Consider the following 24,966-nt stretch of genomic DNA (forward strand, 5'->3'; position numbering starts at 1 on the left):
GATGGAGCTCCCCACCGACATCACCCCTGAGCTGGCGCCGCTGTACTGGCTGCTCGGCCGCTGGGAGGGGCAGGGGCGCCTCGGCGCCGGCGAGGAGTCGGACCCGATCTTCACCCAGCGGGTCACCTTCCGCGACTCCGGGCTGGAGTTCGTCGAGTACCGCGCGCAGAGCTGGCTCTCCGACGCGGACGGCACGCGACTGCGCCCGCTGAGCGTGGAGACCGGCTTCTGGTCGCTGCATCGCCCGCGCGCCGACGCCGACGTCGGCCCCGGACTGGACCCCGCCGACGTGGTCCCGGCCTATAAGACCGCCTCCGACGTCGAGGAGCTGGCCGTCGACGACGGCACCTATCCGATCACGGCGACGATCGCGCATCCGGGAAGCCTCACCGAGCTGTACACCGGGCGCATCAAGGGCCCGCAGCTGCAGCTGGCCACCGACGGCGTGATGCGCGGCGAGCATGCGGCGGAATACAGCGGGGCCACCCGCATGTTCGGGCTGGTGAACGGCCAGCTCTTCTGGCGCTGGGATCTGCAGACCGTCGACGGCGAGACCGTCCCGCACGCCTCGGCGGTGCTGGACCGCATCGCCTCCGCCTCGGAGGTCGACGGCGTCTGATCCCGACGCCGCGCGTCGGCGTCCCGTCAGGATGCCCGGCGCCGGATCCGCTGGCGACGAGCCCACGACGTCAGGAGCGCTGGTGACCGACACCGAGACCCCGCCGACCGACCCCGCCGGGGAGCATGCCGAGGAGCACGTCGGCGACCGGCCCGGCCAGGAGCGCTCGCCGCTGCTGGACCGCCGCGGCGCCGTCGCCGCCGAGGCCGAGGACGCCGCCGTCGCGGCCCACTACGGCGACCCGGTGCGCGAGCAGCGTCGGCTGGAGGCCGGTCAGGCCGTCGTCGACCTCTCCCACCGCTCGGTGGTGACCGTCTCCGGCCCGGACCGGCTGTCCTGGCTGACCACGCTCTCCTCGCAGCAGGTCTCCTCGCTGGCCCCCGGCGAGTCCACCGAGCTGCTGCTGCTCGACCTCTCCGGACGCATCGAGCACGACGCCGCCGTCGTCGACGACGGCGCCACGACCTGGCTGATCACCGAGAACACCCACGGCGGCGTGCTCGCCGCGTGGCTGGAGTCGATGAAGTTCATGCTCCAGGTCGAGATCGTCGACCGCACCGGCGACTGTGCGGTGCTCGGCTCCGTGGCCGCGCCGCCCGAGGAGCTGCCCGGCGAGGTCGTCCGCTGGCAGGACCCGTGGCCGCGGCTGGGGCCCGGAGCGGCCAGCTACGCCGCTGTCGAGGAGGCCGAGCACCCCGGGGCGGGCTGGTCCTGGCATCTGACGGTCGTCGCCCTCGAGCAGCTCGCCGCCGGCGTCGAGGCCCTGGAGACCGGAGCCGCCTGGAGCCTGGCCGGCGTCCACGCCGCCGAGGCGCTGCGCGTGGCCGCCTGGCGTCCGCGGCTGGCCCGCGAGGTCGATGAGAAGGCCATCCCGCACGAGCTGGACCTCATCCGCACGGCGGTGCATCTGGCCAAGGGCTGCTACCGCGGCCAGGAGACCGTCGCCCGCGTGCACAACCTGGGCCATCCGCCGCGCCGGCTGGTCTTCCTGCAGCTCGACGGCAGCGAGCACACGCTGCCGGCGGTCGGCTCGGACGTGCTCGCCCCGCGCGGGGCGACGGATCCGGAGACGCTCGCCGGAGAACGGTCGGTGGGCCGGGTGACCTCCACGGCGCGGCACCACGAGATGGGGCCGATCGCGCTGGCGCTGGTCAAGCGCCGGGTCGACCCCGAGGCGCAGCTGGTCGTCCGCGATCCGAACCGCTCGTCCGCGGCGGAGCAGGGCGACGAGGCGTCGGATCGCGTCGAGACGGCCGAGGGCGCGGAGGCCGGGGAGGATCCTGCGCCGAGCTTCTACGCTGCCGCCCAGGAGATGATCGTGAAGCCCGACGCCGGCCAGGTGGTGGGCCGCCCGACGGGCGACTTCGTGCGCCCGCCGCGCCGCTGAGCAGGCCCCGCCCCCAGCCCCCGCCGCCGGCGACTATGTCCCGGCTGCGATGACTCCGTGGGATGGGTGGGAATGCGCGCGCATTCCCACCCATCCCACGGAGTCATCCTGTCGGTGGGCGCGGCTGTCAGGTCAGCGTGACCGTGGTGCGGGCGCCGATGTCGACGAAGCCCAGCGCGTGGGCCAGCCGACGGGAGGCCGGGGCCTCCACTGCGGCCCGCCATTGCGGGACCAGTCCGTCGACGAAGGCCTCCTCCACGGCGACGGCGCCGACGTGGGCGGCCAGCCCCCGGCCGCGATGCGCCGGGGCGGTGAGCACCCCCAGCTCGCCGAGCAGCATCTGCTGCACGCGGCGTCCGGCAGCGGTCAGCGGGGTCCCGTCGGACTCGTCGACCAGCGTCGCGGCCCACTCGGCCGCGGGCAGCCCGGAGGCGGCGACGTCGTCGGCCGGGGAGTCCTCCAGGAGCGCGTGCACCGGCTCCGGCTCGAAGGAGATCGCGCCGGAGGCCACCGGCGAGGGCGGCACCTCGGGCGGCTCCTCGCTGCACAGCAGGAAGGTCTCGCCGGCGATGCGCGCGCCGGGGTGCTCGGCGGCGGCCAGCGCCAGCAGGCGGGTCTCGTCGGCCAGCTGCTCGTCGGGCACGGAGCGGGCGCGGTCGAGCAGCGGTTCCGGTCCGGAGAGCACGGCCCGGTCGAAGAGCCGCGTGAAGGAGAGGGACGCGGCGTCGTCGTCGACGACCTCGAGGCGCAGCCCCGGGTCGCCGCGCTCGAGGTCGAAGTCGTCGAGCTGCAGGGTGCGCGCCCAGGCCAGGCGGATGATCTGGCGGGTGTGCTCGGTCAGCGGCATGACCTCCACCCTACGCGTCCGACGCACAGGATGACTCCGTGGAAAGTGTGGGAACGCGCGCGCATTCCCGCACGACCCACGGAGTCATCGCAGCGGGGGATCGGGCCTCAGCGGCCGAAGAGGATCTGAGCCTCCTCGTAGCGCTCGGCCGGGACCTCCTTGAGCCCGTCCAGGGCCTCGGCGAGGTCGACCTTGACGATCTCGGTGCCGCGCAGCGATGCCATGTGACCCCAGGCCTCCTCGTGCACCAGATCCAGCGCGCGCATGCCGAAGCGCGTCGCCAGCACCCGGTCGTAGCCGGTGGGGTTGCCGCCGCGCTGGATGTGGCCCAGCGTCGTGCTGCGGGTCTCGATGCCGGTGCGCTCCTCGATGCCTCCGGCCAGCCACTGGCCGATGCCGCCCAGCCGGGGCCGGCCGTCGGCCTCGCGGCCCTTGTCGGCGACCGCCTCCTCGGTGCCCTCCGGGATGAAGCCCTCGGCCACGACGACGAGCGGCGAGCGGCCGCGGGAGTGGACCTGCTCGACCCACTCGGTGACCTGCTCCATGCCGACGCTCTGCTCCGGGATGAGGATGGCGTGGGCGCCGGCGGCCATCCCCGAGTGCAGGGCGATCCAGCCGACGTGGCGGCCCATGACCTCGGCGACCATGCAGCGGTGGTGGGACTCGCCGGTGGTGCGCAGCCGGTCCATCGCATCGGTGGCGATGGAGATCGCGGTGTCGAAGCCGAAGGTGTAGTCGGTGGCCTTGAGATCGTTGTCGATGGTCTTCGGCACCCCGACCACCGGCAGGCCGTCGGCGGCGAGCCGGCGGGCCCCGGCGAGCGTGCCCTCGCCGCCGATGGCGATGACCGCGTCGATGGCGTGCTCGCGCATGGTCGCGGCGATGTTCTCCGCGCCGCCCTGCGGGTGCCTGTACGGGTGCGTGCGCGAGGTGCCGAGGATCGTGCCGCCGTCGCGGGAGAGGCCGCGGACGTCCTGGCGCTCCAGCGCCATGTAGTCGCCCTCGATGAGTCCGCGCCAGCCGCCGCGGAACCCGACGAACTCGTCGCCGAAGCTCTTGATGCCGTGCAGCACGGCGGACCGGATGACGGCATTGAGTCCGGGGCAGTCGCCCCCGGAGGTGAGCAGGCCGATGCGCATGATGCAGCTCATCCTTCCTGTGTGTCGCGGGATGGGGAGCCTGACGCCGTCGGCAGGTGCGGATCCAGTCTAGGCGGTGCTGCTCACAGTTCTCACCGTTCTCGCCGTCGGACGCGCATCCGGCGAGGTCTCCGGGCGCCCGGCGGGCCGACGGCGGCTCAGGCCGCGCCGAGCAGCTCGCGGATGCGCTCCAGCCCGCGGGCGAGGTCCTCGTCGCCGAGCGCGTAGGACAGTCGCAGGAAGCCTCCGGGCCCGAAGGCCTCGCCCGGGACGACGGCGACCTTGGCCTGCTCGAGGATGACCTCGGCCAGCTCCGCGGAGGTCTGCGGCGTGCTGCCGCCGATCTCGCGGCCCAGCGCCCCGCGGACGTCCACGTAGGCGTAGAAGGCGCCCTGCGGAGTGGGACAGGAGAATCCGGCGATCGCGTTCAGCCCGTCGACCATCGTCCGACGTCGCCGGTCGAAGGCGGCCTTCATCTCCTCCACGGAGTCCAGCGGGCCGGTGACCGCGGCCAGCGCGGCCATCTGCGAGACGTTGGCGACGTTCGACGTCGCGTGCGACTGCAGGTTGGAGGCGGCCTTGATGACGTCGGCGGGGCCGACCATCCAGCCGACGCGCCAGCCGGTCATCGCGTAGGTCTTGGCCACGCCGTTGAGGATCACCACCTGGTCGGCGAGCTCCTCCACCGAGGCGATCGAGGCGAAGTCGACGTCGTCGTAGGTCAGGTGCTCGTAGATCTCGTCGGTGACCACCCACAGGCCCTTCTCCGCGGCCCAGCGTCCGATCTCCGCGGTGGCCCGAGGCGACTGCACCGCGCCGGTGGGGTTCGACGGCGAGACGAAGACCAGCACCTTGGTGCGTGCGGTGACGGCGGCCTCGAGCTGCTCGACGGTGACCTGGTAGCCCTGCTCCGGGCCGGCGAAGACCTCCACCGGCACGCCGTCGGCGAGCTTGATCGCCTCCGGGTAGGTCGTCCAGTAGGGAGCAGGCACCAGGACCTCGTCGCCGGGGTCGAGCAGCGTCGCGAAGGTGTTGTACACCGCCTGCTTGCCGCCGTTGGTGATCAGCACGTTCTGCGCCTCGACGGACAGGCCGGAGTCGCGGGTGGTCTTCTCGGCCACCGCCTCGCGCAGCTCGGGGAGGCCGGCGGCCGGCGAGTAGCGGTGGAAGCGCGGGGTCCGGGCGGCGTCGACGGCGGCCTCGACGATGTAGTCCGGCGTCGGGAAGTCGGGCTCTCCGGCGCCGAACCCGACCACATCCTCTCCGGCGGCCTTCATGGCCTTGGCCTTGGCGTCGACGGCGAGCGTCGCGGACTCGGCGATGGAGCCGATCCGGCGGGAGACGCGGGAGGTCGGTGCGGTCATGGAGAGGTTCCTTCCGTGGCCTTCGTGCGGCCTGCTGTCCGGGCCTTCTTCGGGGTCATGCGGCGGCGTCGTGCAGCGGGGACGTGCGTCGCGGCGCGGCCGCCGACGATGGTCAGCCTAGCGTCGGAGCGCGGCGGACTCGACCGTCGGCGGGGCTGGTTTGCCGAGTTTCGTCGCCGGAGCGTAGACTTGCCCATCGGTATCACGTGGGCTGGCACGGCCGTGCCGTGTTCGAGACCTGATTTGCGCCGTCTTTGCGCCGGTGAGGTTCGATGCGAGAATGGTCGGTGCGGGTCCGTGGGATCCCTAGGGCAGTGGCGCAATTGGTAGCGCAACGGTCTCCAAAACCGTAGGTTGCAGGTTCGAGTCCTGTCTGCCCTGCGCTGAGCGTCGTCGTGACCCGGTCACGGCGATCAGCATCGCACCGAGTTCTTCGACCAGATGGAGCCCCCGTGTCCCAGACGCCGTCCACCGAAGTCCAGGGGTCCTCCCCGGACGGAGGAGGCCCCCGGGGTCCGTTCGGCAGGATGTGGCTGTTCCTCCGCCAGGTCGTCGACGAGCTCAAGAAGGTGGTCGTCCCCACCCGGCGCGAGCTGACCAACTACACGCTGGTCGTGCTGGTGTTCGTGATCGTGGTGATCCTCATCGTCACGGGGCTGGACTGGCTGTTCGGCACCGGCGCCGACTGGCTGTTCGGCGGCGGCGACGCCTCCGCCGCGGCGGCCGGGGAGGGCGCAGTCGGCGAGTGATCCGCACGGGTCGCCCGTCGGCCGGACGACGGATGACCGCAGTGACATGACGAAGCGGCCGACGGATCCCCTGCAGCGCAGCGGGCCTGAGGCACGCACCACGCAGAGCAGGAGACGCAGTGTCTGATCAGGAACGTTCGCAGCAGGCCGAGGCTGAGGCCCCGGAGGCCGGCGTCGAGGGGACGACCGAGTTCGCCCCGGAGGACGCGGCCGACTCCGCCGAGGTCGAGGCCCCTGCCGCGGAGGACGCCGGCGACGAGGCCGACGCCGATCAGCAGGCCGCCGCCTCCGCGCAGGACGGCGCGCAGGCGGGCGACCAGGCCGACGACTCGGCGGAGGAGCCGGCCGAGGAGGAGAAGACCTGGGAGCAGCGCGCCGAGGAGCTGCGCGGCAAGCTGCGTCGCCAGCTCGGCGACTGGTACGTCGTGCACACCTACTCCGGCTATGAGAAGCGCGTGAAGTCCAATCTGGAGACGCGCATCCAGACTCAGGACATGGAGGAGCTGATCTTCGAGATCGACGTCCCCATGGAAGAGGCCGTGGAGATCAAGGGCACCCAGCGCAAGGTCGTCAATCGCGTGCGGATCCCCGGCTACGTGGTCGTGCGCATGGAGCTCACCGACGCCTCCTGGGGCGTGGTGCGCCACACCCCCGGAGTCACCGGATTCGTCGGCAACGCCTACGATCCGCATCCGCTGACCCTCGACGAGGTCTTCGACATGCTCGCCGAGCACCGGCTGGGCCGTCCGGATGCCCCGAAGGCGGCGGAGTCCGGCGCGGGCGAGTCCGGCGGCGGCGCCGCCCCGGCCGCCCCCGAGGGCGTCACCGTGGACTTCGAGATCGGCGAGTCCGTCACCGTCAACGACGGCCCGTTCGCCACGCTGCCGGCCACGGTCTCCGAGATCCACCCGGACAGCCGCCAGCTGGTCGTGCTGGTCTCGATCTTCGAGCGCGAGACTCCGGTGACGCTGAACTTCAGCCAGGTGGACAAGGTCTACTGATCCGCCGCCGCGTCGCCGACGCCGGGGACGGACGGACACATCCGAATACAAGCTTCGACGACGCCGATGGCTTTGGTCGGCGTCGTCGTGCGGTCATCACGCCAGGGTGGCCACCCCCTCTGCTCACGCTCCTGTGGCAGCAGGGACACCGAACGAACGAAGGACGCTGAGACATGGCCCCGAAGAAGAAAGTCGCCGGCCTGATCAAGCTGCAGATCGAGGCGGGTGCCGCCAACCCGGCACCGCCCATCGGTCCCGCGCTGGGTCAGCACGGTGTCAACATCATGGAGTTCTGCAAGGCTTACAACGCCGCGACTGAGTCGCAGCGCGGCAATGTGATCCCTGTGGAGATCACGGTCTACGAGGACCGCTCCTTCACCTTCATCACCAAGACTCCGCCGGCCGCTGAGCTGATCAAGAAGGCCGCGGGCGTGAAGAAGGGATCCGGCGAGCCGCACATGCAGAAGGTCGGCTCCGTCAACCTCTCCCAGGTCGAGGAGATCGCTCAGACCAAGATGGAGGATCTGAACGCGAACGACCTCGAGTCCGCCACGAAGATCGTGGCCGGCACCGCCCGGTCCATGGGCATCACGGTCGAGAGCTGATCCAGCCTCCGACCGGCGAACAACTGTGGGAAGGATCGCGCGCGGTCCGTCACACCACACCTGCTAAGGAGAACACCGCAGATGGCAAAGCGCAGCAAAGCATACCGGGCAGCCGCTGAGAAGGTCAGCGAGGACGCCCTCTACACCCCGGTCGAGGCCGTGAAGCTGGCCAAGGAGACCAACCCGTCCAGCAAGGATGCCACCGTCGAGGTCGCGTTCCGGCTGAGCGTCGACCCGCGGAAGGCCGACCAGATGGTCCGCGGCACGGTGAACCTGCCGCACGGCACCGGCAAGACCGCCCGCGTGGTGGTCTTCACCCAGGGTGACAACGCGGCCAAGGCCGAGGAGGCCGGCGCCGACTTCGTGGGCGGCGACGAGCTCATCGCCCAGGTCGCCGACGGCTGGACCGACTTCGACGCCGCCGTGGCCTCGCCCGACATGATGGGCAAGGTCGGCCGGCTCGGCAAGGTCCTCGGTCCCCGCAACCTGATGCCGAATCCGAAGACCGGCACGGTGACCCCCGACGTCGCCAAGGCCGTGGGCGACATCAAGGGCGGCAAGATCGACTTCCGCGTCGACAAGCAGGCGAACCTGCACTTCATCATCGGGCGCACCAGCTTCGACGACCAGCAGCTGGCGGAGAACTACGCCGCCGCGCTGGACGAGGTGCTGCGGCTGAAGCCGTCGTCGTCGAAGGGCCGCTACATCCAGCGCGCCGCGATGACCACGACCTTCGGCCCGGGCATCCAGGTCGACCCGAATGTCACCAAGGTCGTCGCCGAGGCCTGATCCTCGCCCGACCCGCCGGCTCCGCCGACGTCCGCACTGAGGCCCGGCTCCCCGACGGGGGAGCCGGGCCTCAGCCGTGTGTGGGGCCGGCGTCGCTCCCGCTCAGCAGGCTCGCCGACGGCCCGCTCCCGGGGCGATCCGAGGGTGATTTGAGGGTCCGGGGCCGGTCCTGTAGAGTATCCACTGACCAAAGACCGCCGGTCGTTGTCGCCAGGGGAGCCAGTGGCACTGGATCCCCGAGGTCGCTGGGAGTGATCCCGGAGCATGGCGCAACTGTAAAGACCCGTTCGGGCGACCTGCGCAGGTGCATTCCAGCCATTCCTGACCCGTGGGGGTCGCGCGTCTCCAGGATGTGCCGCGCCCCGGGCGGAGGAGTGAGCCCCGTGCGCCTGCGCGCCGGGGCTTTTTTCGTGCCCTCAGGTTCCTCGGACGACCTTGGCCGGCTCCAGTGATCGGAAGGAGTGCCATGGCGACCCCTGAGAAGGCTGCCGCCGTCGAGGAGCTGAAGGATCTCTTCTCCTCCTCGAACGCCGCAGTGCTCACGGAATACCGCGGCCTCTCCGTGGACCAGCTGCAGACGCTGCGCCGGTCCGTGCGGGAGAACGCGCACTACGCCGTGGTGAAGAACACGCTGACCGAGATCGCGGCCGAAGAGACCGGCATCGACTCCTTCAAGGGGCAGATGGCCGGTCCGTCCGCGATCGCCTTCGTCCACGGCGACCCCGTGGACGTCGCGAAGTCGCTGCGTGACTTTGCCAAGAAGAACCCTCAGCTGATCGTCAAGGGCGGCTACATGGATGGCGCCACCCTCGACGCTGAGGACGTCCAGAAGCTCGCGGATCTTGAATCCCGTGAGGTTCTGCTCAGCAAGCTGGCAGGCGCCCTCGTGGGCGTCCAGTCCAAGGCCGCCTCGCTGTTCGAGGCCCCGCTGTCGAAGGCCGCGCGCACGGTCGAGGCGCTGCGGGCCGACCAGGCCGGCGAGTGAGCTGAGTACGACTGGTCGCAGGACCCCCGGCGGCGTACCGGGAAGCGACCGCGGCCGTGACCCACGGCTGAGACCACCGAGATCCGCAGGCGTCGGAGCCGTCGAGGCTCGACGCGAATGAAGACGAGAAGGAGCGCCACCATGGCGAAGCTGAGCAACGAAGAGCTGATCGCGCAGTTCAAGGAGATGACCCTGATCGAGCTCTCCGAGTTCGTGAAGGAGTTCGAGGAGACCTTCGACGTGTCGGCCGCCGCCCCGGTCGCCGCCGTCGGTGCTGCCCCGGCCGGCGGCGAGGCCGCCGAGGAGGTCGAGGAGCAGACCGCGTTCGACGTCATCCTGGACGACGCCGGCGACAAGAAGATCGGCGTCATCAAGGAGGTCCGCGGCCTGACCTCGCTCGGCCTGAAGGAGGCCAAGGAGCTGGTCGACGGCGCGCCGAAGCCGGTGCTCGAGGGCGTCGACAAGGAGGCCGCCGAGAAGGCGAAGGAGACCCTGGAGGGCGCAGGCGCCTCGATCTCCCTCAAGTGATCACCGCCGTGTGATCCCGGGACGGCGTCCGCGTCGTTCCGCGTAGGCCGGTGACGGCTGATGGACGGGCCCCCGCCGGAGCATCTGCTCCGGCGGGGCCCGTCTGCGTCTCGGGGCGTTCAGCGGCCGCGCTCGGCCACCCGCGACGCCAGGGCGGCCAACGAGTCGTCGAGGAACTCGGGGCCGAAGGGCGGCAGCCCGAGCGTCTCGCGCAGCGGCTCCGGGACCGCCGACCAGTCGTAGGTCAGCGTCACCGCGGTGCCGGCCTCGGCGCCGTCGACGGGGGTCAGATCATAGCGCCAGGTCCAGCCGCCGGTGTCCAGCCGCCCGGCGTCGTTGTACTGACCGGGCTCCCAGGCGAGGACCCGGTCCTGGAAGAAGGCGATCACCCGATTGTCCATCCGGTAGTCGCCGCCGGCGTTCACATGGAACATATGCATGCCGAAGATCTGGCCGACGCCGGTGAGCGGCGCGGCGTCATGCGGCTCGCGCACCCAGTCGGTCGGTTCGGTGTGCTGGTGCTCGGCCGGATCGGCCAGCACGGCGAAGACCGCCGCGGGCGGCGCCTCGAGGGTCCTGCTGCGACGCATCCGAGCGGCCTCGGCGGCCGAAGCGTGCGGGGATCCGGTGGTCATCGGGACTGTCCTCCGTAGGTCGCGGCGAGGGTCTGCGCATCGGGCCATCGGCTGTAGGTGGGCGACTGCGGCCAGCCCGCGGGGGAGTCCTGCCACTCCTCCTGGCGGCCGTAGGGCAGAGTGTCGATCAGCCCGAAGGTGTGCGACAGCTGCTCCAGGCCGCGGTCGGTGGTGTGCCAGGTGCGGTAGACGGTGTCGCCGTCGCGCAGGAACACGTTGATCGCGAACTGGCCGCCGGGCGGGGCGCCGACGTCGGCGCCGAAGCTGCTGCCGGCGGTGGAGTACCAGGGCATCCTGTTGCCGACCTTCTCCCGGTAGGCCAGCGCGGCGTCGATCTCTCCCTGGGTCACCACCACGAAGCGCGCGTCGTAGGCGGCGAGGAACTCCAGCCGGGTGAACTGGGAGCTGAACCAGGTGCACCCGGGACACTGCCATTCCTCGTCGGGGAACCACATGTGGTGGTAGGTGATCAGCTGCGCGGCGCCGTCGAAGACCTCGGCCAGCGGAACCGGACCGTCGGGCCCGGTCAACGTGTACGGCGGCATCTCCACCATGGGCAGCCGGCGGCGCTGCGCGGCGATCGCATCGAGTTCGCGGGTGGCCGCCTTCTCCCGGGCGCGGAGCGTCTCGAGCTCCCGGCGCCAGGTCTTCTCGTCCACCGCATGAGGCACGGACGGACTCATCGGTCTCACTCCCTCGGGTCGCCCGGCACGGGTGCGCCGGCGGATCTGCAGAGTAGGCCTCGGCGGCGCGCCGGAGTCAAGGTTCCGCGGCGAGCACCGGACACGAGGTGCGGCGGAGGAGCGGGACGGTGCGGAGCGGGGTCCTCAGGAGCGCGGCTGTGCGGCGCGCGGTCAGAGCCGCCGACGTCGGCGCGGTCGCAGCCCGGTGACCACGAGCGCCAGCCCGCCGAGCGTGCACAGCCCGAGCGCCATCAGCAGCGGGTCGAACACGACGCCGAACACCAGGGCGGCGAGGCACCACAGCGCCAGTATCAGGCAGACCGCGCCCAGGAGGAGCTGGCCGATGCGCGGCCCGCCGCCCGAAGACGCGGTAGACGAGCCGATCGGAGCCGGCGCCGCGGAGCTCGTCGGCGAGACGGTCCGGCTCGCCGACGCCGCCGCGGGGCTCTGCTGCTCCACGCGCTCGAACCACCGCGGCTTCCGCTCCGGCTCCTTCCAGGTGAAGTGCTCCTCGCTCTCGGCGCGCAGCGTCTCGGCGAGCAGCGAGTCGACGTCCTCGGGCTCGCGGGGCGGCGGCGTCGTGGTCCGCGGGTCGCCGGAGCCGCCAGCGCCGCTGGAGCCACTCGAGCTGTCGGAGCCGCCGGAGCCTGTCGTCTCGTGCTGCGGATTCGTCGTCATCAGAGGGTCACCTCTCCGTCGGGGCGGGGCGCCGCGGCCGCCTCGGGGTCCGCTGCGGCATAGCTGGAGGCGTCATAGAGCGTGGTCGAGCCGAAGGCCGACTGCACTGTCAGCCGGATCTCCAGGGACGCGTCGGCCGGGCCGAAGCGATGCTCGCCGGCGTCGAGCCCCGCGATGCGGCGCTCGTCGTCCTGCATCTCCACGGCCAGCGAGCCCAGAGCCTGCCGGGACTCCAGGACGACGGCGGCTCCGTCCGGGACGACGACGTCGTTGCTGGCGAAGGCCGTGTTCAGCGAGGCCTCCACAGTGCCCTCCTCGCCCTGCAGATGCCGCAGGTCCATCGTGGAGTTCGAGAAGGCCGCGTTGAGCGCGTCCTCCTCGGTGGTGCTGTTGCTGAAGGCCCGGTAGGCGCCGTCGGAGCGCGGGGCGTCCGCCGCGCCCTGGTGGACGGCGAACACCAGCAACATCGCCGCCGTCGCGAGGACCAGCAGGCCCCCGCGGGCGCGGCGGCCGCGCAGCGCGGCGACCAGGTGGCCGACGGCCAGCAGCGCCACGATGCCGATCAGGCCGGCGAGCACCAGGGCGGATCCGGGGAAGCCCAGGGCGTCCCCGGCCAGGCCCAGCAGGATCAGCCCGGGCACCACCAGCAGCACCAGGCCGAGGGTGACCCGGCGACGTCGCCGCCCGGCCTCGCGCTCACGCAGGCTGCGCGCCGAGGGCGCCGCCTCGTGACAGCCTCCGGGCCGGCGCGCGTCGGCAGTCGCCGGGGCGGGCGCAGCCGCTCCGGTCGACGCCGTCGCGGCCGCGTCGGCCGAGGGGGCGGAGTCCTTCGGGAACCACGCCGGGCGGCCGTCCTCACGGGCGGGGGACGAGCGCCCGGCCCGGGCTTTTCCCGCGGCGTCGCCGCCCTGGGGATCCGCCGCGTCCCCGGCGTCGTCGCTCGGGCGGCTCCGGCGTCCACGGTGTCCGCGACGTCCGCGCGTCGTCGCGACCACGAGAGCGACGACCACGGCGATGATCACCACGTTGGCCAGGACGGCGAAGGGCCCGGCCAGATTCAGCGGGGTGATGACGTTCAGCGCGCCGAGCACCGCCAGCAGCGCGCCGACGACGAATCCGCCGGTGACGTCGCCGCGGATCGCCCGCTGGGCCGGGATCCTCTCCCGGTGGTCCGGCAGCAGGATCCAGGCGAGGCCGTAGAGCAGGAGCATCGGCGAGAAGAAGAGCAGCGCGGCGAGGACGCCGAGGCCGCGCACCAGCGTCGGATCCCAGCGCAGCCGGCGGGCGATCAAGGCCATCACGCCGCCGATCCAGCCCTCCTCGGGGCGCTGCAGGCCGGTGGCGCGGAGCCGGTCGAACAGCCGCCGGCCTGCTTCGGGCTCGGACGTCCGGCCGGGCTCCCGCCGGGCGTCGTCATCGGGTCGAGTGGTCGAATCCATGGCTCCAGCATCCTCCGGCGCCGCGCCGCGCGCTATCGGGGATCGCCCTGAACCGACCCTGAGTCGCCCTCGGGACTCCCGGAATTCCGGGGATCGGCGGACTCGGGGACGGGCCTGCGTGACAGGATGGAGCCATGACCGACCCTGCACCCCGCCCGCCGCTGCGCCGGGCGGCCGGCACTCCCGTGGCCGGGGTCTGCCTCGGCGTCGCGCGGCACCTGCAGGTCTCGGCTCCGGTGGTCCGCGCGGTGATGATCGGACTGGCCATCGCCGGCGGACTGGGCGTGCTTCTCTACTGCTGGCTGTGGATCTTCGTCCCGGCCGAGGACGAGCCGGCCGGCACGGCCGGCGTGCGCGGCCTCAGCGGTCCGGCCGTCGACGCCGCCGCACCGGACGGCGCTGCACGGGACGGCGCCGCGGCGGAGACGGCCGACTCGGACGAGCCCGGCGAGGATCGCGGACGCTCGGCCTCCCGCGGCCCGGAGACCCCCGCCGATCGGGTGCGCGCCGTGCTGGACAGCCTGACCAGCTCTCCGGAGGTGCTGGCCGGCGGACTGCTGCTCGGCGCCGCCGGTCTGCTGGCGCTGACGCTGGTCGGCGTGCCGCTGAACTGGCGGCTCGTCGGCCCTCCGGCAGTCATCGTCGTCGGCGTGCTGCTGGCCTGGTCGCAGGTGGACCGCACCGGACGCGACGGCGGACGGCGCGGCGCGCTCTGGCAGGTCGCCGCCGGCGCCGGCCTGGTCGTCGTCGCGCTGCTGGTCCTCGCCGGCGGCTTCGTGCCCGCCGGCGATCTGCTGGTGGGCCTGGTGGTGGCCCTGATGCTGCTGGCCGGCGTCGTGCTGGTCGCCGCGCCCTGGCTGCTGCGGATGTACCGGACGATGACCGCCGAGCGCGCCCGGGCCGCCGCCGAGGCCGAGCGTGCCGACATCGCCGCCCATCTGCACGATTCGGTGCTGCAGACGCTGGCGGTGATCCAGAAGCAGCGCGGCGACCCGGCGGCGGTCGAACATCTCGCGCGGCGCCAGGAGCGGCAGCTGCGCGGGTGGCTCTATCGGCGCGACGCCGCCGATCCCGGCACGCTGAAAGATCAGCTCCTCGCCGTCGGCGCGGAGCTGGAGGAGCTGCACGGAGCGGCCGTCGACGTCGTCGCCGTGGGGGAGTCGCAGGCCCGCGACCACCGGGTGCTGGTCGCCGCGGCGCGCGAGGCGATGGCCAACGCGCTCACGCACGCCGGGCCGGCGTCGGTCTATGTCGAGTCCGATCCCGCGGCCGACGCGGTGTTCATCCGCGACCGAGGGCCGGGCTTCGACGTCGACGCCGTCGGCGCCGACCGGATGGGTCTGCGGGAATCGATCATCGGCCGGATGCGCCGCGGCGGCGGCGAGGCGAGGATCCGCTCGGGGGAGCGGGGCACGGAGGTCGAACTGATCATGCCCGTCGAGCGCGGCGCCGAGGAGCGGGAGGAGGGCCCCGCCGAGCAGGATGCCGGCGGCGGCGAGGAGCATCCCGGGGACTCCCGGGAACACCTGCGGGGAGGAGATCCGTCATGAGCGAGGAGACGACGAGGGCGGCCCAGGCCGCGTCCGCGGACCGGCCGCGGCGCGTGGTGATCGTCGACGACCATGCCATCTTCAGGGCAGGTCTGCGCGCCGAGCTGGAGGGACGAGTGGAGGTGCTCGGCGAGGCCCACGACGTCGAGTCGGCGATCGCCGTCGTGCGCGAGCAGCGGCCCGAGGTGGTGCTGCTCGACGTCCACCTGCCCGGCGGCTCCGGAGGCGGCGGGGCCGAGGTCGCCCTCGCCTGCCGGGACCTGCTCGAGGAGGTGCGCGTCCTGGCGATCAGCGTCTCCGACCAGGCCGAGGACGTCGTCTCGGTCATCCGCGCCGGCGCCCGGGGATACGTGACCAAGACGATCAGCGCCGACGACCTGATCGCGGCGGTGGCCACAGTCTCCGCCGGAGACGCGGTGTTCTCCCCGCGGCTGGCCGGATTCGTGCTGGACGCATTCGGCACCTCGGCGGCCGCCGGCGTCCGGGACGAGGAGCTGGATCTGCTGTCCGCCCGCGAAGTCGAAGTCATGCGGCTGATCGCCCGCGGACACACCTACCGGGAGATCGCCTCGGATCTGTTCCTGTCGATCAAGACGGTGGAGACCCACGTGTCCAACGTGCTGCGCAAGCTCCAGCTCTCCTCCCGCCATGAGCTGACCCGCTGGGCCGAGCAGCGCCGGATCGTCTGAGCGGTCCGGCGGGACGGGCCGACGGGACGGGCCGACGACGCCGGACGTCGCCGACCTCGGCGCGCCGTCGCCGGCGGTGCGTGACCCCGATCTCCGGTGCTACACTCTTGCGCGGGTTCCGCCGCGGACACCCCGGCCGAGGGCCGGCGGCGGCGTCGGGGCCCCGGCGTCCGCCGGATCGCTCCGGGCCGGACGACGACGCCCGGTCGAGGCCGGGCGGACGCACAACCTCCATGACCGGCGACCCGCGGGATCTCCGCGGGCGGCTGTTGCGCCCATGCGTCGCCGTCGTTTATGCTGTACTTTTGCGCCTCCCCTCTATGCGCGTGCCTTCAAATAGCGGTGGGCACCGTCTCTTGCTCCTCATCCATGACCGGGTCGTCGCGGCCTGACGACGTCGGCACAGCCGCCGGCGCCGACCGCGGGCGCCCCCGGCGGGAGCGGGGGAAGCGTGCCAAGGAAGCTACGAAGGTCTGTGGAAGGATCCCTCTTGGTCGCCTCGAGCACCTCAAACTCTCAAACCGCTGCCTCGGCCCGCACCGCTGAATACGCCGGCCGACTCTCATTCGCCAAGATCTCCGAGCCCCTCGACGTCCCCGAGCTGCTGGCTCTGCAGGTCGAGTCCTTCGACCGCCTCGTCGGCAACGACGCCTGGGCCGCCCGGGTGGAGGAGGCCCGCCAGAAGGGCATCAAGGGCGTCTCCGACACCTCCGGACTGTCCGACATCTTCGAGGAGATGTCGCCGATCGAGGACTTCCAGGGCACCATGTCCCTGAGCTTCTCGGACCCGGAGTTCTCCGATCCGAAGATGCCGGTCGCCGAGTGCAAGGAACGCGACACCACCTACTCCGCCCCGCTGTACGTCAAGGCGGAGTTCATGAACCACAGCACCGGCGAGATCAAGCAGCAGACGGTCTTCATGGGCGACTTCCCGCTGATGACCGGCCACGGCACGTTCATCATCAACGGCACCGAGCGCGTCGTCGTCTCGCAGCTGGTCCGCTCGCCGGGCGCCTACTTCGAGCGCAGCCCGGACAAGACCAGCGACAAGGACATCTACACCGCCAAGGTCATCCCGTCCCGCGGTGCCTGGTTCGAGCTGGAGATCGACAAGCGCGACCAGGTCGGCGTGCGGCTCGACCGCAAGCGCAAGCAGCCGGTGACGGCGCTGCTGAAGGCCCTGGGCTGGACCGAGTCGCGGATCATCGAGGAGTTCGGCGAGTACGACTCGGTGCGCGCGACCCTGGAGAAGGACACCTTCGAGACCCAGGACGAGGCGCTGCTGGACATCTACCGGAAGCTGCGTCCGGGCGAGCCGCCGACGGTCGAGGCCGCCGAGGGCCTGCTCAAGGGGCTGTACTTCACCCCGAAGCGCTACGACCTGGCGAAGGTGGGCCGCTACAAGCTCAACCGCAAGCTGGGCGTGGACAAGGACTTCACCGACGCGGACTCCTCGGTGCTCACCGAGGAGGACATCGTCGCGATGATCCACTACCTCTGCGCGCTGCACGCCGGCCGCGAGACGCTCAAGGGCGTCGCGGACGGCGAGGAGATCGAGGTTCCGGTGTCCGTCGACGACATCGACCACTTCGGCAACCGGCGCATCCGGGCGGTCGGCGAGCTGATCGAGAACCAGATCCGCACCGGCCTCTCCCGCATGGAGCGCGTCGTCCGCGAGCGGATGACCACCCAGGACGTCGAGGCGATCACACCGCAGACGCTGATCAACATCCGGCCGGTCGTGGCCTCCATCAAGGAGTTCTTCGGCACCTCGCAGCTGTCGCAGTTCATGGACCAGAACAACCCGCTGGCCGGACTGACGCATAAGCGGCGTCTCTCCGCGCTGGGTCCGGGCGGTCTGTCCCGCGACCGCGCCGGCATGGAGGTCCGCGACGTCCACCCCTCGCACTACGGCCGCATGTGCCCGATCGAGACCCCCGAGGGTCCGAACATCGGTCTGATCGGCTCGCTGGCGACCTACGGCCGGATCAACAGCTTCGGCTTCATCGAGACGCCGTACCGCAAGGTCGTCGACGGCAAGGTCACCGACCAGGTCGACTACCTGACCGCCGACGACGAGCTGGCCGCGCAGATCGCCCAGGCCAACGCGCCGCTGAACGAGGACGGCTCGTTCACCGAGGAGCACGTGCTCTGCCGTCAGCGCGGCGGCGAGGGCGAGCCGGTGGTGGTCACGGCCGACGACATCGACTACATGGACGTCTCGCCGCGGCAGATGGTCTCCGTCGCGACCGCGATGATCCCGTTCCTCGAGCACGACGACGCCAACCGCGCGCTGATGGGCGCGAACATGCAGCGCCAGGCCGTGCCGATGCTCGAGTCGGAGTCCCCGCTGGTCGGCACCGGTATGGAGAAGTACGCCGCAGTCGACGCCGGCGACTCGGTCACCGCCGAGCGGCCGGGCGTGGTCACCAAGGTCGCCGCCGACCTGGTCACCGTGATGAACGACGACGGGACCACGACCAACTACCCGATCATGAAGTTCGAGCGCTCGAACCAGGGCAACGCGTACAACCAGCGGGTCCGGGTCGCCGAGGGCCAGCGGGTCGAGCGCCAGTCGATCATCGCCGACGGTCCCTCCACCGAGGCCGGCGAGCTGGCGATCGGCAAGAACCTCCTGGTGGCGTTCATGTCCTGGGAGGGTCATAACTTCGAGGACGCGATCATCCTCTCCCAGCGTCTGGTGCAGGACGACGTGATGACCTCGATCCACGTCGAGGAGCATGAGGTCGACGCCCGCGACACCAAGCTGGGCGCCGAGGAGGTCACCCGGGACATCCCGAACGTCTCCGACGAGATGCTCTCCCAGCTCGATGAGCGCGGCATCATCCACATCGGCGCCGAGGTCGAGGCCGGCGACATCCTCGTCGGCCGCGTCACGCCGAAGGGAGAGACCGAGCTGACTCCGGAGGAGCGCCTGCTGCGCGCGATCTTCGGCGAGAAGTCCCGCGAAGTCCGCGACACCTCGCTGAAGGTGCCGCACGGCGAGTCCGGCACCGTGATCGGCGTGCGCATCTTCGACGCCGAGAACGGCGACGAGCTGCCTCCGGGCGTGAACCAGCTGGTCCGCGTCTACGTGGCCCAGAAGCGCAAGATCACCGACGGCGACAAGCTCGCCGGCCGCCACGGCAACAAGGGCGTGATCTCGAGGGTCCTGCCGGTCGAGGACATGCCCTTCATGGCCGACGGCACCCCGGTCGACGTCGTGCTCAACCCGATGGGCGTCCCCGGGCGCATGAACATCGGCCAGGTCATGGAGCTGCACCTGGGCTGGGCGGCCAAGCAGGGCTGGAAGATCGAGGGCGAGCCCGAGTGGGTCCAGAAGCTGCCGAACCTGCCGCGCGAGACCGGCCCGACCAAGGTCGCGACCCCGGTGTTCGACGGCGCCGAGCCCGACGAGCTCACCGGTGTGCTGGAGTCCACCAACCCGACCCGCGACGGCGAGCGTCTCGTCGGCGGCGACGGCAAGGCCAAGCTGTACGACGGCCGCTCCGGCGAGCCGTTCCCGGACGGCGTCTCGGTCGGCTACATGTACATCCTGAAGCTGCACCACCTGGTGGACGACAAGATCCACGCCCGCTCCACCGGACCGTACTCGATGATCACCCAGCAGCCGCTCGGTGGTAAGGCGCAGTTCGGCGGTCAGCGCTTCGGCGAGATGGAGGTCTGGGCCCTGGAGGCGTACGGCTCGGCCTACACGCTGCAGGAGCTGCTGACCATCAAGTCGGACGACATCCACGGTCGAGTGCAGGTGTACGAGGCCATCGTGAAGGGCGAGAACATCCCGGAGCCCGGCGTTCCGGAGTCGTTCAAGGTCCTCATCAAGGAGATGCAGTCGCTCTGCCTGAATGTGGAGGTCCTCTCCTCGGACGGCAGCGCGATCGAGATGCGTGACGCGGAGGAGTCCGGGTTCAGCGCCGCAGAGGAGCTGGGCATCGACCTGTCCCGCGCGGAGCCGAACTCGGTCGAAGAGGTCTGAGTCCCTCGCCGCCCCGCGTCGGCTCGGCGAGCCGACGCGGGGAGGTCGACGGACTACGCATGCATCGCCAGACGTCACGAATCTTGAGAGAGAAAAGAGAGACACCGGACTATGTCCACTGAATCCTCATTCGGCACCATGCGCATCGGGCTGGCCACCGGAGACGACATCCGCAGCTGGTCGCACGGCGAGGTCAAGAAGCCTGAGACCATCAACTACCGCACTCTGAAGCCGGAGAAGGACGGGCTCTTCTGCGAGAAGATCTTCGGCCCCTCCCGCGACTGGGAGTGCTACTGCGGCAAGTACAAGCGCGTGCGCTTCAAGGGCATCATCTGCGAGCGCTGCGGCGTCGAGGTGACCCGTGCCAAGGTCCGCCGCGAGCGGATGGGCCACATCCAGCTCGCCGCCCCGGTGACCCACATCTGGTACTTCAAGGGCGTGCCCTCCCGGCTGGGCTACCTGCTGGACCTCGCCCCGAAGGACCTCGAGAAGGTCATCTACTTCGCCGCCTACATGATCACCTGGGTCGACGAGGACCGCCGCCACGACGACCTGCAGAACCTGCAGGCCGAGTACGACCAGGAGATCAAGCACCTGGCCGACCAGCGGGACTCCGACATCGCCGCCGTCGCCAAGGACCTCGAGGACGACCTGGAGCGTCTGGAGTCCGAGGGGGCGAAGGCCGCGGAGAAGAAGAAGGCCCGCGAGACTGCCGACAAGCAGATGGCGCAGATCCGCAAGCGCGCCGACGGCGAGATCGAGCAGCTCGAGCAGGTCTGGGAGCGGTTCAAGAACCTCAAAGTCTCCGACCTCGAGGGCGACGAGGCGCTCTTCCGCGAGCTGCGCGCCCGCTACGGCCAGTACTTCGAGGGCTACATGGGCGCCGAGTCCATCCAGAAGCGCCTGGAGACCTTCGACATGGACGCCGAGGCCGAGCGGCTGCGCGAGATCATCGCCACCGGCAAGGGCCAGCGGAAGACCCGTGCGCTGAAGCGCCTGAAGGTGCTCAACGCCTTCCTGGCCACCGGCACCTCGCCGCAGGGCATGGTCATCGACGCCGTCCCGGTGATCCCGCCGGAGATCCGTCCGATGGTCCAGCTCGACGGCGGCCGCTTCGCGACCTCCGACCTGAATGACCTGTACCGGCGCGTGATCAACCGCAACAACCGGCTGAAGCGTCTGCTGGACCTGGGCGCCCCGGAGATCATCGTCAACAACGAGAAGCGGATGCTGCAGGAGGCCGTCGACTCGCTGTTCGACAACGGTCGCCGCGGTCGTCCGGTCACCGGGCCGGGCAACCGTCCGCTGAAGTCGCTGTCCGACATGCTCAAGGGCAAGCAGGGCCGCTTCCGGCAGAACCTGCTGGGCAAGCGCGTCGACTACTCGGGCCGTTCGGTCATCGTCGTCGGCCCGCAGCTGCAGCTGCACGAGTGCGGTCTGCCGAAGCAGATGGCGCTGGAGCTGTTCAAGCCCTTCGTGATGAAGCGGCTGGTGGATCTCAACCACGCGCAGAACATCAAGTCGGCCAAGCGGATGGTGGAGCGCCAGCGCTCCCAGGTCTGGGACGTGCTCGAGGAGATCATCGTCGAGCACCCGGTCCTGCTGAACCGTGCGCCCACGCTCCACCGCCTGGGCATCCAGGGCTTCGAGCCGAAGCTGGTCGAAGGCAAGGCGCTGCAGCTGCACCCGCTGGTCTGCTCCGCCTTCAACGCCGACTTCGACGGCGACCAGATGGCGGTGCACCTGCCGCTGAGCCCCGAGGCTCAGGCTGAGGCGCGGGTCCTGATGCTGTCCTCGAACAACATCCTGAAGCCCTCGGACGGCCGTCCGGTGGCCCTGCCCTCGCAGGACATGATCATCGGTCTGCACCACCTGACCACCGTCCGTGAGGACGAGGTCGGCGCCGGCCGCGCCTTCGCCTCCGTCGGCGAGGCCCAGATGGCCTTCGACCTGAACGAGCTGCACCTCAACGCTCCGGCCAAGATCCGCGTCGAGGGCTTCGTGCCTTCCGAGGCGGTCTCCGCGCCGGAGGGCTGGACCGAGGGCGAGCCGGCCACGATCGATACCACGCTGGGCAAGGTCAAGTTCAACGAGCTGCTGCCGGCGGACTACCCGTGGCAGGACTCGGTGGCCGACAAGGGCCAGCTGTCCTCGCTGATCAACGACCTCGCCGAGCGGTACCCCACGGTGGCCACCGCCCAGACCCTGGACAACCTGAAGGACGCCGGCTTCTACTGGTCGACGCGTTCGGGCGTCACCGTGGCCATCTCGGACATCACCTCCGACATGGACAAGCAGGGCCTGATGGACGCCTACGAGGATCAGGCCACGAAGGTCCAGTCGCAGTTCGACATGGGTCTGATCGGCGACGACGAGCGTCACGCCGAGCTCGCCGAGATCTGGTCCAAGGCGACCGAGGAGGTCGCCGGGGCGATGAAGGACGGCATGGACCGGCTGAACACCATCAACCGCATGGTGACCTCCGGGGCGCGAGGCAACTGGCTGCAGGTCCGGCAGATCGCCGGCATCCGCGGTCTGGTGACCAACCCGAAGGGTGAGATCATCCCGCGTCCGATCAAGTCCTCCTACCGGGAGGGCCTGTCGGTCCTGGAGTACTTCATCGCGACCCACGGCGCCCGCAAGGGTCTGGCCGACACCGCGCTGAAGACCGCGAACTCCGGCTACCTGACGCGTCGTCTGGTCGACGTCTCACAGGACGTCATCGTCCGCGAGGCCGACTGCGGCACCTCGCGCGGGCTGACGGTGCCGATCGCGGTCGCCGACGAGAACGGCGAGCTGCGGATGCACGAGGCCGTGGAGAACTCCGCCTACGCCCGCACGCTGGCCGTCGACGTCGTCGACGCCGAGGGCACCGTGCTGGCCGCGGCCAGCTCCGACGTCGGCGACGTGCTCATCCAGCGGCTCTTCGAGGCCGGCATCACCGAGGTCAAGATCCGCTCGGTGCTGACCTGCGAGTCGGCGGTGGGCACCTGCTCGCAGTGCTACGGCCGCTCACTGGCCACCGGCAAGACGGTGGACATCGGCGAGGCCGTCGGCATCATCGCCGCCCAGTCCATCGGCGAGCCCGGCACGCAGCTGACCATGCGGACGTTCCACACCGGCGGCATCGCCTCGGCGGACGACATCACGCAGGGTCTGCCGCGAATCCAGGAGCTCTTCGAGGCCCGCACCCCGAAGGGTGTGGCCCCGATCGCCGAATCCTCGGGCCGTGTGCGGCTGGAGGACTCGGACAAGCAGCTGCGCCTGGTGCTGACCCCCGACGACGGCTCGGAGGAGCAGGCCTACCCGGTGCTGCGCCGGTCGCGTCTGCTCGTCTCCGACGGCGAGCACGTCGAGGTCGGCACCCAGCTGGTCGGCGGTGCGGTGGATCCGAAGCAGGTGCTCCGCGTGCTCGGACCCCGGGCGGCGCAGAAGTTCCTGGTCTCCGAAGTCCAGGACGTCTACCAGTCCCAGGGCGTGGGCATCCACGACAAGCACGTGGAGGTCATCGTCCGGCAGATGCTGCGCCGGATCACCGTCATCGACTCCGGCGGGACCGCCCTGCTGCCCGGCGAGCTCACCGACCGGTTCCGCTTCATCGCGGAGAACCGGAAGGCCGTGGCCGTCGGCAACCAGCCGGCGTCGGGCCGTGACGAGCTGATGGGCATCACCAAGGCCTCGCTGGCCACCGACTCCTGGCTCTCGGCGGCCTCCTTCCAGGAGACCACCCGGGTGCTGACCCAGGCGGCGATGGAGGGCAAGTCCGACCCGCTGCTGGGCCTGAAGGAGAACGTGATCATCGGCAAGCTGATCCCGGCCGGCACCGGCCTGGACCGCTACACCCAGTCGACGGTCGAGCCCACCGAGGAGGCCAAGGCCAGCCTGTTCAGCGGCCCGAGCCTCTACAGCACGAGCTTCGACTACGCCGGCGCGGAGGGCGAGGGCGAGTTCCACGCCATCCCGCTGGACGACTACAACACCGAGGTCGACTTCCGCTGACCGGTCGTCGCACCGCGGGGGCGACCCCGTGACCCGGCCGGGGCCCGGGGCGAGCGTCCTGCTCGCCCCGGGCCCCGGCCGTGTCCGCGGACCCGCCGACGGGGCGCAGGCGACGTGTCGGATGCCGGGGATTGGGCGGAACGCTGCGGCTCCTGCTATCGTTGACTCGATTGTTTCTGTGTGGCAGAGGGACTCGGTCCGGGTCGCGGGGTCGTTGCGCGACGAATGCCACATTTTTGCACGCCCAGGGGCTCCTCCCGCGGACTGTGCGAAGAACTGATCGCCCGCGGGATGGTGAGCATCCCTCAGCCTGACCGGACGGCGGCCCGCCGTGGTCCGTCACGCCCGAAACCACGTATGGAGAGCGCATAGTGCCTACTATTCAGCAGCTGGTCCGCAAGGGGCGCGCCCCCAAGCCGACCAAGAACACCACCCCTGCGCTGCAGGGCAGCCCGATGCGTCGCGGTGTCTGCACCCGCGTGTACACCACGACGCCCAAGAAGCCGAACTCCGCCCTCCGCAAGGTCGCCCGTGTGCGGCTGAACGGCGGCGTGGAGGTCTCCGCCTACATCCCCGGCGAGGGGCACAACCTGCAGGAGCACTCGATCGTGCTCGTGCGCGGCGGCCGGGTGAAGGACCTCCCCGGCGTCCGGTACAAGATCGTCCGCGGCGCCCTCGACACCCAGGGCGTCAAGGGCCGAGGCCAGGCCCGCAGCCGCTACGGTGCGAAGAAGGAGAAGAAGTAATGCCGCGCAAGGGACCGGCGCCGAAGCGCCCCATCACTCAGGACCCCGTCCACGGCTCCCCGCTGGTCACGCAGCTGATCAACAAGGTGCTGACCGACGGCAAGAAGTCCACCGCCGAGCGGATCGTCTACGGCGCCCTCTCCGGCGTCGCGACCAAGACCGGCGAGGACGCCGTCACCGTGCTGAAGAAGGCCATGGACAACATTCGTCCGGCCCTCGAGGTCCGCTCCCGCCGCGTCGGCGGCGCCACCTACCAGGTGCCCGTCGAGGTCAAGGCCGGCCGTGCGACCGCCCTGGCGCTGCGCTGGCTGGTCGGCTACTCCAAGGACCGTCGTGAGAAGACGATGACCGACCGGCTGATGAACGAGATCCTGGACGCCTCCAACGGCCTGGGTGCCGCGGTCAAGCGCCGTGAGGACACCCACAAGATGGCCGAGTCCAACAAGGCCTTCGCCCACTACCGCTGGTGATCGACGGCCCGCGCGGCGCCGCGGCGACCTCCGACGGGAGGCTTCTCGCCCGCATCCGCGCCGCGTA

21 protein-coding genes and 1 tRNA gene are annotated in these 24,966 nt (G+C 70.9%); 15 read left to right on the plus strand and 7 right to left on the minus strand.

The features are described from left to right. Position 1: 1 nt before the first annotated feature. Both GCL72_RS00890 and ygfZ read left to right on the plus strand, forming a co-directional pair. A complete protein-coding gene (locus GCL72_RS00890) occupies positions 2 to 619 on the plus strand; it encodes a nitrobindin family protein (RefSeq protein WP_153142825.1) in 618 nt (205 codons plus the stop codon). A gap of 82 nt (positions 620 to 701) precedes the next feature. After that, complete coding sequence (gene ygfZ, locus GCL72_RS00895) at positions 702 to 2,006, plus strand: CAF17-like 4Fe-4S cluster assembly/insertion protein YgfZ (RefSeq protein WP_460743878.1); 1,305 nt, start codon at positions 702 to 704, stop codon at positions 2,004 to 2,006. Between the two features lie 127 nt (positions 2,007 to 2,133). On the opposite strand, the gene GCL72_RS00900 is transcribed toward ygfZ, so the two are convergent. From GCL72_RS00900 to GCL72_RS00910, 3 genes are all read right to left on the minus strand, one after another. Next, positions 2,134 to 2,853 carry a GNAT family N-acetyltransferase gene (locus GCL72_RS00900; RefSeq protein ID WP_153142826.1) on the minus strand — a complete coding sequence of 240 codons (720 nt, stop codon included), beginning with the start codon at positions 2,851 to 2,853 and terminating at the stop codon, positions 2,134 to 2,136. Between the two features lie 107 nt (positions 2,854 to 2,960). After that, positions 2,961 to 3,992, minus strand: coding sequence for a 6-phosphofructokinase (locus GCL72_RS00905; protein ID WP_153142868.1), 1,032 nt, complete (start codon positions 3,990 to 3,992; stop codon positions 2,961 to 2,963). Between the two features lie 158 nt (positions 3,993 to 4,150). Continuing rightward, the gene (locus GCL72_RS00910) at positions 4,151 to 5,356 is read right to left on the minus strand and encodes a pyridoxal phosphate-dependent aminotransferase (protein WP_153142828.1); all 1,206 of its coding nucleotides are present in this window, start codon (positions 5,354 to 5,356) and stop codon (positions 4,151 to 4,153) included. Positions 5,357 to 5,664: 308 nt separating this feature from the next. Between GCL72_RS00910 and GCL72_RS00915 the strand changes: the two genes are divergently transcribed. The 7 genes from GCL72_RS00915 (at position 5,665) to rplL (ending at position 10,013) form a co-directional block, all read left to right on the plus strand. Continuing rightward, a tRNA-Trp gene (locus GCL72_RS00915) sits at positions 5,665 to 5,737 on the plus strand. 71 nt (positions 5,738 to 5,808) lie between these two features. Beyond that, positions 5,809 to 6,105, plus strand: a complete 297-nt coding sequence (gene secE / locus GCL72_RS00920) for a preprotein translocase subunit SecE (protein WP_153142829.1) — start codon at positions 5,809 to 5,811, stop codon at positions 6,103 to 6,105. Positions 6,106 to 6,224: 119 nt separating this feature from the next. Further along, positions 6,225 to 7,106: a transcription termination/antitermination protein NusG gene (locus GCL72_RS00925; protein WP_153142831.1), complete on the plus strand. Its 882-nt coding sequence runs from the start codon at positions 6,225 to 6,227 to the stop codon at positions 7,104 to 7,106. A 173-nt stretch (positions 7,107 to 7,279) separates the two neighbouring features. Then, on the plus strand, positions 7,280 to 7,711 hold the full coding sequence (gene rplK, locus GCL72_RS00930) for a 50S ribosomal protein L11 (RefSeq protein ID WP_153142832.1): 432 nt from the start codon (positions 7,280 to 7,282) through the stop codon (positions 7,709 to 7,711). An 81-nt stretch (positions 7,712 to 7,792) separates the two neighbouring features. After that, positions 7,793 to 8,500, plus strand: a complete 708-nt coding sequence (rplA, locus tag GCL72_RS00935; protein WP_153142833.1) for a 50S ribosomal protein L1 — start codon at positions 7,793 to 7,795, stop codon at positions 8,498 to 8,500. 466 nt (positions 8,501 to 8,966) lie between these two features. Then, a complete protein-coding gene (gene rplJ, locus GCL72_RS00940; RefSeq protein ID WP_010524233.1) occupies positions 8,967 to 9,485 on the plus strand; it encodes a 50S ribosomal protein L10 in 519 nt (172 codons plus the stop codon). A 141-nt stretch (positions 9,486 to 9,626) separates the two neighbouring features. Beyond that, entirely contained in the window at positions 9,627 to 10,013 is a 387-nt protein-coding gene (gene rplL, locus GCL72_RS00945; protein ID WP_153142834.1) for a 50S ribosomal protein L7/L12, read from the plus strand. A gap of 119 nt (positions 10,014 to 10,132) precedes the next feature. Here the strand turns inward: rplL and GCL72_RS00950 are convergent, their stop codons facing one another. From GCL72_RS00950 to GCL72_RS00965, 4 genes are all read right to left on the minus strand, one after another. Continuing rightward, positions 10,133 to 10,648, minus strand: coding sequence for an SRPBCC family protein (locus GCL72_RS00950; protein ID WP_153142835.1), 516 nt, complete (start codon positions 10,646 to 10,648; stop codon positions 10,133 to 10,135). Beyond that, entirely contained in the window at positions 10,645 to 11,331 is a 687-nt protein-coding gene (locus tag GCL72_RS00955; RefSeq protein WP_153142836.1) for a DUF899 family protein, read from the minus strand. The genes GCL72_RS00950 and GCL72_RS00955 overlap by 4 nt, the downstream gene beginning before the upstream one ends. Positions 11,332 to 11,502: 171 nt before the next feature. Continuing rightward, complete coding sequence (locus GCL72_RS00960) at positions 11,503 to 12,009, minus strand: hypothetical protein (protein ID WP_153142837.1); 507 nt, start codon at positions 12,007 to 12,009, stop codon at positions 11,503 to 11,505. Beyond that, positions 12,009 to 13,448: a PspC domain-containing protein gene (locus tag GCL72_RS00965; RefSeq protein WP_153142838.1), complete on the minus strand. Its 1,440-nt coding sequence runs from the start codon at positions 13,446 to 13,448 to the stop codon at positions 12,009 to 12,011. Before GCL72_RS00965 ends, GCL72_RS00960 begins: the two co-directional genes overlap by 1 nt. A gap of 134 nt (positions 13,449 to 13,582) precedes the next feature. Between GCL72_RS00965 and GCL72_RS00970 the strand changes: the two genes are divergently transcribed. The 6 genes from GCL72_RS00970 (at position 13,583) to rpsG (ending at position 24,899) form a co-directional block, all read left to right on the plus strand. After that, the gene (locus tag GCL72_RS00970; protein ID WP_153142839.1) at positions 13,583 to 14,998 is read left to right on the plus strand and encodes an ATP-binding protein; all 1,416 of its coding nucleotides are present in this window, start codon (positions 13,583 to 13,585) and stop codon (positions 14,996 to 14,998) included. Next, positions 14,995 to 15,687, plus strand: coding sequence for a LuxR C-terminal-related transcriptional regulator (locus GCL72_RS00975; RefSeq protein ID WP_153142840.1), 693 nt, complete (start codon positions 14,995 to 14,997; stop codon positions 15,685 to 15,687). Before GCL72_RS00970 ends, GCL72_RS00975 begins: the two co-directional genes overlap by 4 nt. Before the next feature lie 490 nt (positions 15,688 to 16,177). Next, on the plus strand, positions 16,178 to 19,684 hold the full coding sequence (rpoB, locus tag GCL72_RS00980; protein ID WP_153142841.1) for a DNA-directed RNA polymerase subunit beta: 3,507 nt from the start codon (positions 16,178 to 16,180) through the stop codon (positions 19,682 to 19,684). Between the two features lie 111 nt (positions 19,685 to 19,795). Continuing rightward, on the plus strand, positions 19,796 to 23,683 hold the full coding sequence (locus tag GCL72_RS00985) for a DNA-directed RNA polymerase subunit beta' (RefSeq protein WP_153142842.1): 3,888 nt from the start codon (positions 19,796 to 19,798) through the stop codon (positions 23,681 to 23,683). A gap of 371 nt (positions 23,684 to 24,054) precedes the next feature. Continuing rightward, the gene (rpsL, locus tag GCL72_RS00990) at positions 24,055 to 24,429 is read left to right on the plus strand and encodes a 30S ribosomal protein S12 (protein ID WP_153142843.1); all 375 of its coding nucleotides are present in this window, start codon (positions 24,055 to 24,057) and stop codon (positions 24,427 to 24,429) included. Next, positions 24,429 to 24,899 (plus strand): 30S ribosomal protein S7, encoded by a 471-nt coding sequence (gene rpsG / locus GCL72_RS00995; RefSeq protein WP_153142844.1) that lies wholly within the window; start codon positions 24,429 to 24,431, stop codon positions 24,897 to 24,899. Before rpsL ends, rpsG begins: the two co-directional genes overlap by 1 nt. Positions 24,900 to 24,966 lie beyond the last annotated feature (67 nt).

The sequence above is a fragment of the Nesterenkonia halophila genome (genome assembly GCF_009467795.1).
Lineage (GTDB): Bacteria > Actinomycetota > Actinomycetes > Actinomycetales > Micrococcaceae > Nesterenkonia > Nesterenkonia halobia.

Coding starts and splice junctions, on each gene's coding strand:
- GCL72_RS00890 (WP_153142825.1), top strand. CDS start 2: ATGGAGCTCCCCACCGACATCACCCCTGAGCTGGCGCCGCTGTACTGG.
- GCL72_RS00900 (WP_153142826.1), bottom strand. CDS start 2,853: ATGCCGCTGACCGAGCACACCCGCCAGATCATCCGCCTGGCCTGGGCG.
- GCL72_RS00905 (WP_153142868.1), bottom strand. CDS start 3,992: ATGCGCATCGGCCTGCTCACCTCCGGGGGCGACTGCCCCGGACTCAAT.
- GCL72_RS00910 (WP_153142828.1), bottom strand. CDS start 5,356: ATGACCGCACCGACCTCCCGCGTCTCCCGCCGGATCGGCTCCATCGCC.
- rplK (WP_153142832.1), top strand. CDS start 7,280: ATGGCCCCGAAGAAGAAAGTCGCCGGCCTGATCAAGCTGCAGATCGAG.
- rplA (WP_153142833.1), top strand. CDS start 7,793: ATGGCAAAGCGCAGCAAAGCATACCGGGCAGCCGCTGAGAAGGTCAGC.
- rplJ (WP_010524233.1), top strand. CDS start 8,967: ATGGCGACCCCTGAGAAGGCTGCCGCCGTCGAGGAGCTGAAGGATCTC.
- rplL (WP_153142834.1), top strand. CDS start 9,627: ATGGCGAAGCTGAGCAACGAAGAGCTGATCGCGCAGTTCAAGGAGATG.
- GCL72_RS00950 (WP_153142835.1), bottom strand. CDS start 10,648: ATGACCACCGGATCCCCGCACGCTTCGGCCGCCGAGGCCGCTCGGATG.
- GCL72_RS00955 (WP_153142836.1), bottom strand. CDS start 11,331: ATGAGTCCGTCCGTGCCTCATGCGGTGGACGAGAAGACCTGGCGCCGG.
- GCL72_RS00960 (WP_153142837.1), bottom strand. CDS start 12,009: ATGACGACGAATCCGCAGCACGAGACGACAGGCTCCGGCGGCTCCGAC.
- GCL72_RS00965 (WP_153142838.1), bottom strand. CDS start 13,448: ATGGATTCGACCACTCGACCCGATGACGACGCCCGGCGGGAGCCCGGC.
- GCL72_RS00970 (WP_153142839.1), top strand. CDS start 13,583: ATGACCGACCCTGCACCCCGCCCGCCGCTGCGCCGGGCGGCCGGCACT.
- GCL72_RS00975 (WP_153142840.1), top strand. CDS start 14,995: ATGAGCGAGGAGACGACGAGGGCGGCCCAGGCCGCGTCCGCGGACCGG.
- GCL72_RS00985 (WP_153142842.1), top strand. CDS start 19,796: ATGTCCACTGAATCCTCATTCGGCACCATGCGCATCGGGCTGGCCACC.
- rpsG (WP_153142844.1), top strand. CDS start 24,429: ATGCCGCGCAAGGGACCGGCGCCGAAGCGCCCCATCACTCAGGACCCC.